This is a genomic window from uncultured Algibacter sp. (assembly GCF_947487575.1).
Classification (GTDB): Bacteria; Bacteroidota; Bacteroidia; order Flavobacteriales; family Flavobacteriaceae; genus Algibacter_B.
Genome location: NZ_CANKXG010000006.1, coordinates 184,244 through 199,888, shown reverse-complemented (window position 1 = coordinate 199,888; position 15,645 = coordinate 184,244). Strand labels below are relative to the sequence as shown.

Annotated in this window: 8 protein-coding genes; all 8 read left to right on the top strand. The window is 34.2% G+C overall.

Annotated features, from left to right (window positions below):
• The first annotated feature begins 111 nt into the window (after window positions 1-111).
• Entirely contained in the window at window positions 112-3,840 is a 3,729-nt protein-coding gene (locus Q0870_RS08260) for an efflux RND transporter permease subunit (protein ID WP_298554365.1), read from the top strand.
• Entirely contained in the window at window positions 3,837-5,054 is a 1,218-nt protein-coding gene (locus Q0870_RS08255) for a TolC family protein (protein WP_298554362.1), read from the top strand. Before Q0870_RS08260 ends, Q0870_RS08255 begins: the two co-directional genes overlap by 4 nt.
• Window positions 5,055-5,058: 4 nt before the next feature.
• Window positions 5,059-6,030, top strand: coding sequence for a metal-dependent hydrolase (locus tag Q0870_RS08250; RefSeq protein WP_298554359.1), 972 nt, complete (start codon window positions 5,059-5,061; stop codon window positions 6,028-6,030).
• Window positions 6,027-8,525 carry a heavy metal translocating P-type ATPase gene (locus tag Q0870_RS08245; RefSeq protein WP_298554356.1) on the top strand — a complete coding sequence of 833 codons (2,499 nt, stop codon included), beginning with the start codon at window positions 6,027-6,029 and terminating at the stop codon, window positions 8,523-8,525. The genes Q0870_RS08250 and Q0870_RS08245 overlap by 4 nt, the downstream gene beginning before the upstream one ends.
• A gap of 3 nt (window positions 8,526-8,528) precedes the next feature.
• Complete coding sequence (locus Q0870_RS08240; RefSeq protein WP_298554354.1) at window positions 8,529-10,301, top strand: efflux RND transporter periplasmic adaptor subunit; 1,773 nt, start codon at window positions 8,529-8,531, stop codon at window positions 10,299-10,301.
• A gap of 21 nt (window positions 10,302-10,322) precedes the next feature.
• Window positions 10,323-10,763, top strand: coding sequence for a heavy-metal-associated domain-containing protein (locus Q0870_RS08235; RefSeq protein WP_298554351.1), 441 nt, complete (start codon window positions 10,323-10,325; stop codon window positions 10,761-10,763).
• Window positions 10,764-10,871: 108 nt separating this feature from the next.
• A complete protein-coding gene (locus Q0870_RS08230) occupies window positions 10,872-11,183 on the top strand; it encodes a DUF6660 family protein (RefSeq protein ID WP_147677779.1) in 312 nt (103 codons plus the stop codon).
• Window positions 11,184-11,306: 123 nt separating this feature from the next.
• Window positions 11,307-15,641, top strand: a complete 4,335-nt coding sequence (locus tag Q0870_RS08225) for a CusA/CzcA family heavy metal efflux RND transporter (RefSeq protein WP_298554349.1) — start codon at window positions 11,307-11,309, stop codon at window positions 15,639-15,641.
• Window positions 15,642-15,645 lie beyond the last annotated feature (4 nt).

Sequence of the window (15,645 nt, the reverse complement as noted above, 5' to 3'; positions counted from 1 at the left end):
TTTTTAAACAATAGACTGTTTTATCCTATGACTGTATAATGTCATAAGGATAATTTGCTGTATTCGGTGTTTTCCTAACGCCAATGTCTAACTGTTTAATAATCAAAGCTAATGCTAAATAAAAGCATCAAATTTTTAATAGAAAATAAACTCGTAGCAGTTCTGCTACTCGTCCTTTTTGTTGGATGGGGAACTGTAAACGCACCTTTTAATTGGGACACAGGATTTTTACCAAGCAACCCCGTAGCGGTAGATGCCATTCCAGATATTGGAGAAAATCAACAAATTGTATTTACAAAGTGGGATGGTCGTTCGCCACAAGATATAGAAGACCAAATTACTTATCCTTTAACTACTTCTTTACTTGGTATTCCAGGAGTGAAAACCATTCGTAGTTCTTCTATGTTTGGGTTTTCAAGCATCTATATCATTTTTGAAGAAGATATAGAATTCTATTGGAGTCGTAGTCGAATCCTCGAAAAACTCAATTCATTACCAAGTGGATTATTACCCGAAGGTGTTAATCCTGCATTGGGACCAGATGCCACAGGTTTAGGACAAATATTTTGGTACACTCTTGAAGGTCGAGATGAAAAAGGAAATGTTACTGGTGGTTGGGATTTACACGAACTGCGTAGCATTCAAGATTACTATGTGAAATATGCTTTATCTACTGCAAGCGGTGTTTCTGAAGTAGCTTCCATTGGTGGTTATGTTCAGGAGTATCAAGTTGATGTCAATCCAGAGCTGATGCGTCAATATAACATTGGCTTAAACCAGATCGTAAAAGCAGTTAAAAGTAGTAATCAAGATATTGGTGCGCAAACTTTAGAAATCAATCAAGCTGAATATTTAGTACGCGGTTTGGGTTATGTAAAATCTGTTGAAGATATTGAAAATGCTGTAGTTACTTCAGAAGATTTTACTTCAATTAAGATTAAAGACATTGCTAAAGTATCATTAGGTCCAGCAACGCGAAGAGGTTTATTAGATAAAGAAGGTGCAGAAGTTGTTGGTGGTGTTGTAGTGGCGCGATATGGTGCTAATCCAATGGAAGTCATTAACAATGTAAAAGCGCAAATTGAAGAACTAAAAGGAGGATTACCAACAAAAGTATTGGCTGATGGACGAACATCTCAATTAACAGTCGTTCCTTTTTATGACCGTACCGAACTTATTCAAGAAACATTAGATACCCTTAACGAAGCATTAACGTTAGAAATATTAATTACCATTTTGGTTATTATTGTTATGGTTTTCAATTTAAGAGCTTCTATTTTAATTTCTGGATTGTTGCCTGTTGCAGTATTAATGGTATTTGTTACCATGAAACTGTTTAACGTAGATGCCAATATTGTAGCACTTTCTGGTATTGCTATTGCTATTGGAACTATGGTAGATGTAGGCGTCATTCTCGCAGAGAATATGATTCGCCATCTCGATGATGAAAAATTACGACTACGAGAAGATGGTACAGAGTTAACAACAAATGAAGTAGTTTATAATGCGACTGCCGAAGTTTCAGGAGCAATCTTAACAGCGGTATTAACTACAATCATCAGCTTTGTTCCTGTATTTACAATGATTGGTGCAGAAGGGAAATTGTTTAGACCTTTAGCATTTACCAAAACGATGGCATTATCAGCATCTTTGGTTATTGCCTTATTTCTAATTCCACCATTTGCAGCCTATTTATTCAGAAAAACATCACTTAAAGGTTCATTTAAACATATCATAAATGGTGCTTTAATAATTGCTGGAATCGCAATTATGGTTACTGGATATTGGTTAGGGATTATTTTAATTGCTTTTGGTATTACAGGTTTACTCGGAGTTTTAGGTAAACTAAATAAGAAAAACAGCAATCTTGTAAATATTATTATTTCATGTACTGCCATTATATTTTTACTTGCCGAATATTGGCGACCATTAGGCTTTGACAGAAGTATTCTAATAAACTTAATTTTTGTAGCTATTATTTGCTTTGGGATTTTAGGGATATTTTCAATTTTTAGAAGGTATTATGGACAAATTTTAAATTGGGCTTTAGCAAACAAGTTATTGTTTTTAATTATTCCAGCAACTGTACTTGTTTCTGGAGGATGGATAATGAATAATACAGGAAAAGAATTTATGCCATCTTTAAACGAAGGCTCTTTTCTATTAATGCCAACCTCATTACCACATTCAGGTATTGAGGAAAATAAACGTGTGCTTCAGCAATTAGATATGGCTGTAGCCACTATTCCAGAAATTGAAACCGTAGTAGGAAAGTCTGGTAGAACAGAATCTGCATTAGACCCTGCGCCTTTATCTATGTACGAAAACATGATTCAGTATAAATCTGAATACATGCGTAATTCAAAAGGAAAAATACAACGTTACAAAGTAAACGACGATGGTGCTTTTGAGTTGAAAGATGGAACATTTATCGCCAACCCTAATAATTCGGAAAATGTTGTTTTTACAAACGTCGAACATACTCAACTTATCGAAGATGATGATGGCGAATTCTATCGTAATTGGCGACCAGAAATTAATAGTCCTGATGATATTTGGAATGAAATAGTTAGAGTTACCAAATTACCAGGAGTTACTTCTGCACCAAAATTACAACCAATAGAAACCAGATTGGTAATGCTTCAAACAGGAATGCGTGCGCCAATGGGAATAAAAGTAAAAGGACAAGATTTAAAACAAATTGAAGCGTTTGGATTGCAACTAGAAACCATTCTTAAACAAGCCGAAGGTGTAAAAGAGCAAGCTGTTTTTGCAGATAGAATTGTAGGGAAACCTTATTTACTTATTGATATTGATAGAGAAAAAATAGCACGTTATGGTGTGTCTATAGTAGATGTACAAAGTGTGCTGAAAGTAGCAATTGGTGGTATGGCTATAACGCAAACGGTTGAAGGAAGAGAACGCTATGCTGTTAGAGTGCGATATCCAAGAGAACTGCGTGGTAATTCAGAAGATATAAAAGGAATTTATATTCCTGTTGAAAAAGGTAGCCCTGTTCCTTTAAGTGAGTTGGCGACTATTCGATATGAGCAAGGTCCACAAGTCATTAAAAGTGAAGATACCTTTTTAGTTGGCTATGTGTTATTTGATAAATTAGATGGGTTTGCAGAAGTTGATGTTGTTGAAAATGCGCAAGCTTTGTTTCAGCAGAAAATAGATTCAGGAGAATTAAGTGTTCCAAAAGGCATCAGCTATAAGTTTACAGGAACTTATGAAAATCAGTTACGAGCAGAAAAAACCCTATCAGTTGTCGTTCCATTAGCACTTGCTATTATTTTCTTGATTCTGTATTTCCAGTTCAAATCTGTTACTACTTCACTAATGGTGTTTACAGGAATAACAGTTGCATTTGCAGGTGGTTTTATTATGCTATGGCTGTACGGTCAAGATTGGTTTTTAAATTTCAGTTTATTTGGAGAGAATATGCGAGACCTTTTCAATATGAAAACCATCAATTTAAGTGTAGCGGTTTGGGTAGGTTTCATAGCATTATTTGGTATTGCTACAGATGATGGAGTTGTTATGGCAACATACCTCACGCAAACTTTTGAGCGTGAAAAACCTGCCGATAAAAAGAGTATTAGAACTTCCGCTTTGCAAGCAGCAGAAAAACGTATTCGTCCGTGTTTAATGACTACTGTAACTACCATTTTGGCGCTGTTACCAGTATTGACATCCACAGGAAAAGGAAGTGATATTATGATACCTATGGCAATTCCAATATTTGGCGGAATGGTTATAGACATTACCTCTTACTTTATTGTACCAGTTTTATACAGCTGGAGAGAAGAGTTTAAATTGAAAAGAGCAAACAAATGAAAAGAATAATTTATACACTCATAGGTTTATTAACTTTTAGTGTTTCTAATGCACAAGAATTAGAAACACTTATTGATGAAGCATTAAATAACAATCCTGCAATTCAAAAGTTTGAATTACAGTATAGTATTGCTTCCGAAAAAGTGAATGAAGTAAATACATTACCTAATACCGAATTTGGCGTAGGTTACTTCGTAAGCGAACCAGAAACCCGAACAGGAGCGCAACGCTTCAAAGTATCAGCTAAACAAATGTTGCCTTGGTTTGGGAATATAACCTCAAGAGAAAACTATGTGAGTGCTTTGGCAGATGCTAAATACGAAGATATTGTTATTGCCAAAAGAAAATTGATGGCTTCTGTATCACAATCCTATTACAACCTTTACGCTAATAAAGCAAAACAAGACGTTTTAAGCGAGAATATTAAACTACTTAAAACTTACGAAACATTGGCTTTAACATCGGTTGAAGTTGGGAAAGCTTCAGCGGTAGATGTTTTACGATTACAAATGCGTCAAAATGAAATGCAACAATTGTTAGATGTTTTGGTTCAACAATTTTTAGCAGAACAAACTACTATTAATAAGCTTTTAAATCGTGATAAAGGTGTACAAGTTTCTGTAGTTAATGAGTTAATAATTCCTTCAGAAGATTTTGAAATGAATACTAAAAGTTTAGCATTACACCCAGAACTACTGAAATTCGATAAACTCTATCAGTCGGTAGAGCAATCTGAATTATTAAACCAAAAAGAAAGTAGTCCAATGATTGGTTTCGGTTTAGATTATATCAATGTTGATAAACGTCCTAACATGGATTTTAGCGACAATGGAAAAGATATAATTATGCCAAAGGTGTCCTTATCTATTCCCATATTCAATAATAAGTACAAATCCCAAACCAAACAAAATGAGTTGCAACAGCAAGAGATTTTGGCACAAAAACAAGAGCGCACAAATACATTAGAAACACTATTAGATAAAGCAGCAAACGATAAGGTTTCAGCAAGAATAAGTTATGCAACCCAAACGAAGAACTTAAAGCAAGCTAAAGATGCTGAAGAGATTCTTATTAAAAATTACGAAACAGGAACGATTGATTTTAATGACGTTTTGGACATACAAGAATTGCAATTGAAGTTTCAAATGAATCAAATTGAGTCTGTTCAAACCTACTATGTGCAAACCACAATTATTAATTATTTAATTAAATAAGAGTATGGATAGTTTAACACAGGCAGCATTAGGAGCAGCAATTGGCGAAGTAATTCTTGGTCGAAAAATAGGATATAAAGGCGCAGCAATTGGTGTTATTGTCGCTACTATTCCAGATCTCGATATTGTTTTGCTTCCATTTTATTCATCAGTAGAGCGAATAAGTATTCACAGAGGTTTCAGTCATTCCATTTTGTTTAGTTTAATAGGCTCAATTTTAATAGCTTTTATATTAACAAAACTAAAGTGGACAAAGCAAATTTCTTATATAAGACTTTTAATTTTTTGTTGGTTGGCTCTATTTACACATATGCTATTAGATGCATTTACAACCTATGGCACTCAGCTATTGTTGCCTTTTTCCAATTATCGAGTAAGCTTCGATAGTGTTAACATAGTTGACCCTTTTTATACTTTGCCTTTATTATTAGGTTTAATTTTAGGCCTTACATACTTCAGGAATAAAGACTCAAGAAGTTTTTATAGTAAGGTTGGATTAGCTATTAGCTCTTTGTATTTGTTATTAACTTTAGGAATTAAATCTTATGTAAATCAAAAGTTCGATGAAGTTTTAACTTCACAAGGAATCGAATACAGCTCACTATTAACTGTTCCAGTTAAAATTGGAAGTATTAGTTGGTATGGCGTTGCTAAAACTAATAATAGTTTATTTATTGGTAGGTACAATAACTTATCACAAAATCCAATAACATTGACGGAGTTCCCAATTAACGACTATTTGTTGAATAATATTCCTATTGAAATATCCTCAACTTTAAAATGGTTTTCTAAGGGTTTTTATACAGTTGCAGAAAGTAACGGAAAATTACGATTGTACAATATGCAATGCGATATGCAAGGCATTCGGACTTACAGAAATTATAAAGCACCAACAGCTTTTTATTTTGAAATTACACCGCTTTCAAATGGAAATTATGATTTAACAACAGGAATGCACAAAAAACAAAAAAAATGAAACATACATATCACATACACGGAATGACTTGCAACGGTTGTCGCAGTCATGTAGAAGAAACACTTTCAAAAGTGGAAGGTGTTTCAAAGGCTTCTGTTGATTTAGAAAAAGCAGAAGCAACAATCGAAATGGAATCTCATATTCCAATAGAAAGGTTTCAAGAAGCTTTAAAGAAGGATGGCGGAAAATATAGTATTCATAAGTTAGGGGAGCATCATCACGCCAAAGAAGAAAAGGAACAGCAGCCAAAAGGAAAAGGAACAGGTACTTTTTATTGTCCTATGCATTGCGAAGGCGATAAGACCTATGATAAATCAGGCGATTGTCCTGTATGCGGAATGGATTTGGTCGAAGAACAAAATCTATCCACAACTTCATCAGAGCAATGGACGTGTCCAATGCATCCAGAAATTATAAAAGATGAAGCAGGTTCTTGTCCTAAATGCGGAATGGATTTAGTACCAATGGAAGCAGATAGTTCAGCAGAAGAGAAAACTTATAATAAACTATTAAAGAAGTTTAAGATTGCAGTCATATTCACATTGCCAATTTTCTTAATCGCAATGAGCGAAATGCTGACCAATAATCCATTGTATGACATCATGGAACAAAAATATTGGAATTGGATTCAGTTCGCATTATCCATTCCTGTCGTGTTTTATGCAACATGGATGTTCTTTGAACGTGCTTATAAAAGTATAAAAACTTGGAATCTCAATATGTTCACACTTATTGGAATAGGTGCTGGTGTAGCTTGGTTATTTAGTGTTTTTGGTATGTTATTTCCAGACATTTTTCCAAGTCAGTTCAAAACTGAATCTGGAGCAGTACACGTTTATTTTGAAGCAGCAACCGTCATTCTAACATTGGTGCTTTTAGGTCAACTTTTAGAAGCTCGTGCGCATAGTAAAACCAATTCAGCAGTAAAAGAATTATTAAAGCTAGCACCCAATAAAGCTATAAAAGTGGTAGATGGCGAAGATGTTGAAGTAACCATCGATGCTATTGAATTAAATGATATTCTAAAAGTAAAACCAGGAGATAAGATTCCTGTGGATGGCTCGATAACAGAAGGAGATACAACCATTGATGAGTCAATGATTACTGGAGAGCCAATTCCTGTTAATAAAACAGTAAATGATAAAGTAAGCAGCGGAACCATAAATGGTAATCAATCTTTTTTAATGAAAGCTGAAAAAGTGGGGAGTGATACACTACTCTCTCAAATCATCCACATGGTTAACAATGCCAGTAGAAGTCGTGCGCCAATTCAAAATTTAGCCGATAAAGTATCAGGTTATTTCGTGCCTGTTGTGGTCATTATCTCTTTATTAACTTTTGCAGTTTGGGCAATTTGGGGACCAGAACCAGTTTATGTTTATGCGTTTGTAAATGCTATCGCTGTTTTGATAATAGCCTGTCCTTGCGCTTTAGGATTGGCAACACCTATGTCTGTAATGGTTGGTGTTGGTAAAGGTGCTCAAAATGGTGTATTAATTAAAAATGCTGAAGCACTTGAAAAAATGGATAAGGTTACTACACTAATTGTAGACAAAACAGGAACTATTACTGAAGGAAAACCTACCGTTGAAACAGTAGGTTCTTTTGATGCTGATTTTAGCGAAAGTGACATTCTGGAATATATTATTTCGTTGAACAAAAACAGCGAACATCCATTGGCAGAAGCTACCATTAAATATGGAAAAGAACAAAAAGCAGAAATTTTAAAATCAGAAGCATTTAGTGCAGTTACAGGTAAAGGAGTAGAAGCTACTATTAAAAATAAAAAGGTGGCATTAGGAAATCCTAAGATGATGGATTATGCCAATGCTGAGATAACCTTGCAGATGGAAGAAGAAGCTAAAGTATATCAGAAACAAGGGAAAACAGTTTCTTATTTATCGATAGATAAAAAGGTTACTGGTTATGTAGTAATAGGCGATAAAATTAAGGAAACTAGCGCTAAAGCCATTAAGGAACTTCAAGACAAAGGTATTGAAGTCATCATGTTAACAGGCGATAATCACGACACAGCACAAGCAGTAGCAACAGAATTAAATCTTACAGATTTTAAAGCAAGTATGTTGCCTGAGGATAAACTTAAAGAAGTAGAGAAACTACAAGAAAAAGGAAAAGTTGTTGCTATGGCTGGCGATGGTATTAATGACGCACCGGCACTTGCTAAAAGTGATGTAGGTGTCGCAATGGGTACAGGAACAGATGTAGCTATAGAAAGTGCTATGATAACCTTGGTAAAAGGCGATTTGCACGGTATTGTAAAAGCCAGAAATTTAAGCGATGCTGTAATGAAAAACATTAAACAGAATCTATTTTTTGCACTTATCTATAACACATTAGGTGTGCCGATTGCAGCGGGTGTTTTGTTCCCGTTTTTCGGAATTTTACTATCGCCAATGATTGCTGCATTAGCCATGAGTTTTAGTTCTGTGTCAGTAATAGTGAATGCATTAAGATTAAGAAATATTAAAATATAGAAAATGAAAAAATATATAATTTACTTCGGAATATTAGCAGTTGGACTTTTGTTAGGATGGCTTCTTTTTGGCAATTCATCTGCTAAAGAAACTGAACATAATCACGAAGCAACAACAGAAACCAATCAAATGTGGACGTGTTCTATGCATCCACAAATTATGCAACCAGAAGCTGGCGATTGCCCAATTTGCGGTATGGATTTAATTCCTGCTGAAAGTAGTTCTAAAGGATTATTAGCAGACCAATTCAAGCTTTCAGAAAATGCTATGGCATTGGCAAACATTCAAACGTCAATAGTTGGCAATGGTAAAACAGAAGATAATACAGTTAAATTATCAGGAAAAATTGTAGAGAATGAAGAAGCTAATGCAGTCCAAGTTAGTTATTTTTCAGGAAGAATAGAACGTCTAAATGTGAGCTTTACAGGCGAAGAAGTTAGAAAAGGGCAGTTATTGGCAACTATCTATTCGCCAGAATTATATGCAGCGCAACAAGAACTCATCACAGCAGCTTCATTAAAGGTATCACAACCTGCATTATACAAAGCTGTGCGTAACAAATTAAAATTGTGGAAGCTCTCTGAAAATCAAATTAATCAAATTGAAACTTCTGGTAAGGTTAAAGAAAACTTTCCGGTATATGCAACGGTTTCAGGTACGGTTTCAGATAAATTAGTCGAACAAGGCGATTATATTAAACAAGGTCAACCTTTACTCAAAATAGCTAATCTAAACACGGTTTGGGCAAATTTTGATGTGTATGAAAATCAAATCGATTTATTTAAAAAAGGACAAGAAATTTCAGTCACTACCAATACTTATTCTAATAAAGAATTCAAAGCTAAAGTAGATTTTATAGATCCTGTTTTAGATACAAGAACAAGAACTGTGAAATTAAGAGCGGTGCTTAATAATAAACAGAATGTTTTTAAGCCAGGAATGTTTGTTGAAGGAAATATTAAAGGAATTTCTTCAAGTAACGAACACGTATTGACCATTCCATCTACAGCTGTTTTATGGACAGGAGAACGTTCAGTTGTCTATATAAAAACAGACCCTACTCAACCTGTTTTTGAAATGCGCATTATTACATTAGGTAATCAAATTGGCGATAATTATGAGGTGTTAGAGGGTTTGAAAATTGACGATGAGATAGTAATAAATGGAACGTTTACCATAGATGCAGCAGCCCAATTACAAGGCAAAAAATCAATGATGAATAAAGAAGGTGGTAAAGTTATGACTGGTCATGAAGGACATCTTGGAATGGAAAAGGATCCTTCAGCAAATAAAGAGAATCATTCTAATATGAATGAGAGGATAAAAGTTTCTAAGAACTTTCAAAATCAATTGAAAGTAGTTTTTAATGATTATATCAAATTAAAAGACGTTTTGGTTAAAGATGATACTAATAACGTAATGACAGAATCAAAAAGACTATTGGGCAATTTATCTAAGGTTGATATGAAGCTATTAAAAGATAAAGAGGCTCATGGTCATTGGATGTCATTAGAAAAAGAAATAAAAGCATCGGCAACATCAATTTCAAGCACATCAAATATTGAATCACAACGAAATCATTTTAAGCACCTCTCATCACATTTAATTAGTACAATTCAAACCTTTGGTATCAATGAAAAAGTCTTTGTTGAGTTTTGTCCGATGGTAGACGATAACAATGGTGCATACTGGTTGAGCAGGGAAGAAAAAGTAATCAACCCATATTTTGGTGGTGCGATGCTAACCTGTGGAGAAGTAAAACAAGTAATAGAATAATAACAATTAATTTTTAAAACAATGAAAAAAGTAATTTTAAGTGTAGCTGTAGTAATGGCTATAGGTTTAACAAGTTGTAAAAACGAAACCAAGCAAGAAACAACAGAAACAAAAACGGAAGTATCTAAAGACATGGCTATGGCAGACATATCTTTTGGTGTTAGAGGTAATTGCGGAATGTGTAAAAAAAACATAGAAAAAGCTGTAAACAAAGTTGAAGGTGTTGCTAGTGCAAATTGGGATGTCGATAAAAAGAAAATTGACGTGTCTTTTGACGATACTAAAACAGATGCAATGGCAATCCATAACGCAATTGCAGCATCAGGTTATGATACTGAAAAAGTAACAGGAAGCGAAGAAGCATATAGTAATCTGCCAGGATGTTGTAAATATGAACATGATATGGTAATGAATCAATCAGGAGATAAAAATGAAGAGGATCATTCAGACCATGACCATTAATAATAAATATAGAAGAGCCTTATTAATTAAAGGCTCTTCTATTATAAAAGTTACATGTCTACGTTATTTGCAACATCATTGCATTAAATAATGTATATCTTTGCTACGATGAAATTTTTAGCCTTCATATTATCAATTTATATTTTCGCGCTTAATTTAGCGCCTTGCGAAGATAATGCTACGCTTGATAATGAGGTGCAAACTGAGATTTCACAAGGTATGGACAATGACCATCAGCACCAAGATTCAGATTTATGTTCGCCTTTTTGTATTTGCCAATGTTGCCATATAAATGCAACATATTTTCAATTTGCAGATTTAAAATTTAATTTTCCTTATATATCTACTCAAGATTTTCTTTACTTAAACGGTACAGAAAAAGATTTTACTACTTCAATTTTACAGCCACCTAGGGCTTAATTCAGTTTTTTTAAGGATAACTATATCCAATTTCAAGCCTATTATGGCTCTTTTCATTTCGAGTAATTCTAATTTTTATTTTAGAATTATATCGAGAAGTTTAACTGAATTAATACATTTTCTATGATTAATAAAATCATTGATTTTTCAATCAATAACAAATTCATTATTGGTTTGCTTACGCTTACCATATTTGGAGCAGGTATTTGGAGTATGACCCAAGTACCAATCGATGCTGTTCCAGATATTACCAACAACCAAGTACAAGTCATTACACAAGCACCAAATTTAGGAACAGAGGATATTGAGCAAATTATTACTTATCCTGTAGAGGTGGCAATGAGTAATCTGCCTAATGTTCAAGAAATTCGTTCCATTTCTCGTTTTGGCTTATCAGTTGTTACTATAGTTTTTGACGATGATATGGGAACGTACCTGCCACGTCAATTAGTTGCTGAAAAACTCAACGACATTAAAGGACAAATTCCCGAGGGATTCGGAGAACCTTCAATGGGGCCTATTTCATCTGGTCTAGGGGAAATATATCAATACACACTTAAAGTCAAACCAGAATATAAAGACAAATATTCGGTTACTGATTTGCGCACCATGCAAGATTGGATAGTACAGCGTCAAATGGCAATGGTTGAGGGTGTTGTTGAAGTTAATGCTATTGGTGGAAAAATTAAGCAATATGAAGTCGCTGTCGACCCAAATGAGTTGCGAGCAATCGGATTAACAATTACCGATGTCTTTGAAGCGTTGGAAAACAACAATCAAAATACAGGTGGTGCATATATCGAAAAGAACCATCAAGCCAATTTTATTCGTGGCGAAGGCTTAGTGCGTAGTTTGGATGATATTAAAAAAATTACAGTAAAAAATATAAATAATATTCCTATAACTATTGGAGACATTGCCAAAGTGCAATTTGGCTCTGCTATACGTTACGGCGCATTAACACAAGATGGCGAAGGCGAAGTTGTAGGTGGTTTGGTAATGATGCTTAAAGGGGCTAATTCAAACGATGTTATCGAGAATGTAAAAGAGCGCATGGCTCAAATAGAAAAGTCATTACCCGAAGGTGTAATTATTGAACCTTTATTAGACCGAAGTAAATTAATAGCAGAAACTACATCAACTGTAGCAACAAACCTTATTGAAGGCGCATTAATTGTAATATTTGTACTCATTTTTTTATTAGGAAACTGGCGAGGTGGTTTAATAGTAGCATCCACTATCCCATTATCGTTGTTGTTTGCCTTTATATTGATGAATGTATTTGATGTGTGGGCAAACCTAATGAGCTTGGGTGCGATTGATTTTGGAATCATTGTAGATGGAGCAGTAATAATAGTTGAAAGTACTGTATTTCTCATTACATCCCGAGTATTTAAAAAGAAGAGCCTTACAGCAAAAGAAAGAGATAAGGTAGCTTCAAATGCTTCAAAAAAAATGATGAATGCTGCGTTTTTCGGTCAGCTTATTATCCTTATCGTTTTTCTTCCAATTCTGGCTTTACAAGGTATTGAAGGGAAAATGTTTAAACCAATGGCATTGACTTTCATTTTCGCAATGATTGGCGCCATGGTGCTTTGTTTGACCTATGTGCCAATGATGTCTGCCTTGATTTTAAGAGCACCAAAAAACGACAAAAAATCATATGGCGATAAATTTGTGCATTGGGTAGAACGTAAATATCAACCGTTGTTAGAAAAAGCCTTAAAGAAAGGTAAACTAATAATTGGTGTTTCTGTTGTTTTATTTGGTATTGCAGTCTTTATGTTTACGAGAATGGGAGGCGAATTTATACCACAACTTGATGAAGGCGATATTGCGTTTCACGCCATTTTAAAACCAGGTAGTTCCCTTACAGAAACTATTGAAACGACTACAAAAATTGAACAAATTGTAAAGGCAAAGTTTCCAGAAGTTGAAAAAATTGTAAGTCGAATTGGTGTTGCTGAAATTCCAACAGACCCAATGCCGATGGATTTGGCTGATGTTTTTGTAATTCTGAAGCCAAAAAGCGAATGGACAACAGCCATTACAAAAGATGAATTGATAGAGAAGATGAAAGAAGCGGTTGAAATCGTTCCAGGTGTTAACTATGAATTTACACAACCTATCGAAATGCGCTTCAACGAATTACTAGAAGGTGTTAGAGAGGACATTGCTATAAAACTTTATGGAGAAGATATAAATGTACTGTCTCAAAAAGCAGAAGAAATATCTCAAATTATTGCAGGTACAGAAGGTATTGGAGATATGAAAGCCGAAGCCACAACAGGCTTACCACAAATGACCATTACCTACAATAGAAATAAATTAGCACAATACGGACTGCAAATAAACACCTTAAATCAAATTGTTCAATCGGCTTTTGCAGGTGGTACAGCAGGAATTATTTTTGAAGGCGAAAAGCGATTCGATTTAGTGGTAAGATTAAATTCTCAAAACAGAAAGGATATTTCAGATGTTCAAAATTTATATATTAATTTACCGTCTGGTACTCAAATTCCACTTCGTGAAGTTGCAGATATAAGCTACAAAGCAGGCCCAATGCAAATAAGCAGGGATAATACAAACAGAAGGACCTATGTTGGTATTAATGTAAGAGGACGTGATGTAAAATCTTTAGTAACCGCGATTAAATCAAAGTTAGATGCTAAACTTGAATTACCAACTGGCTATTTTATTAGGTATGGTGGTGCATTTGAAAACTTAGAACGTGCAAGTAACAGATTGCAAACTGTAGTTCCAATTGCGTTATTACTCATTTTTGTACTTATTTATTTTGCTTTGAAATCGTTGCCACAAACCTTAATGATTTATATCGCAATTCCTATGGCAACCATTGGTGGTGTAGTAGCATTGTGGTTAAGGGATATGCCCTTTAGTATTTCGGCAGGTGTAGGTTTTATTGTTTTGTTTGGCGTTGCTGTTCTTAACGGTCTGGTAATGATAAGCGGACTGAATGAGTTGAAAGAAGAAGGTGTTACCAATCTTAAAGATAGAATTATAGAAGGTACAAAACGAAGAATTAGGCCAATTATGCTGACGGCTTTTACAGATGTTTTAGGGTTTTTACCTATGGCAATTTCAGCATCAGCTGGTGCAGAAGTACAAAGACCTTTAGCGACGGTTGTAATTGGTGGTTTACTAACCTCTACATTATTAACATTGTTCGTGTTGCCGATATTATATCATTGGGTAGAAAGCAAATCATTCAAGTTTAGAGCAAATAAAAAAGTAATTACAGTTACTGTAATGGTAGCTTTTATGTTTTTGTTGCCAATAACAGGAAACGCCCAAGAAGTTAATGATACGTTACCAATTATTTCAATGAATGAAGCGGTTAAATTATCAAAAGAAAATTTTCCGCTTTTAAAACAAAAGCAATTAGAAATTAGCAAACAAGAACAGTTAAAAAGTACAGCTTACGATTTTGGTACATCTCAAATTTTTACTGGAGGCGAGGAAATTAATAACGGAAATGGTATTTATACGACTATTGGAATTGGTCAAAGTAACATTGATGTGTTCGGTATTTCTGCAAAAAAGCGATTGCAAGAACAACGCATTCAATTAGCTCAAAAGGCGTTTCAGCTTTCAGAATTAGATTTAGAATTGGAAGTGAAAAAGGCGTGGGCAAATGCCTTGCAGAGTAAAAGGAATTATAAATTATACAAAGAATTAGATTCTATATATACCAATTTTGAAAAAGCAGTAGCATTAAATTATGAAGTTGAAGCTATTTCCAAGTTAGAATATTCAGCAGCTAAAAATCAAGCCTTACAGATTCAAAATAAATTTATGCAATCAAAAAGTGAATACAATATTGCATTACAACAGTTAAACCTATGGCTGGTTTCTGATACGTTCTATACGGTTCCAAATGATTTTGAAATAACCAATGAAATTGATGTTGATACTTTTAGCATAGAAGAACATCCCTTATATGGTCTAGCACAATTACAAGTGTCAGAAGCAGAAGCAACATATAAAGCTGTCAAAGCAGATAACTTACCCAAGTTAAATCTTCAAGGTGGTTTACAAAATGTTAATGGAAATTCAGGTTTTTATACGTATCAAGCAGGTGTTTCTATTCCTTTTTTGTCTGGTACAAATAAAGCAAAAGTTAAAACTGCAAAAATAGATAAGGAAATTGCCGAAACGAACATTCAGTTTAAAAAACAAGAAGTACAATCCAAGTTTCTACAATCAAAAGAGAATTATCAAAAATGGAAGACCTCTTGGCTTTTCTATAAAAATGAGGTTTTACCACTTGTAAAAGAACAAAAAGTGGGTGCTTTATTTGCCTATAGAGAAGGCGAGGTAGATTATACAGGATTTACACAACTCATAAAAGAAGCTATCCAATCTGAATTACAAGCTCAAGAAGCATTAATAAATTATTTAGAAAGTACATTTCAACTACAATATTTTAATAAATAAGAAA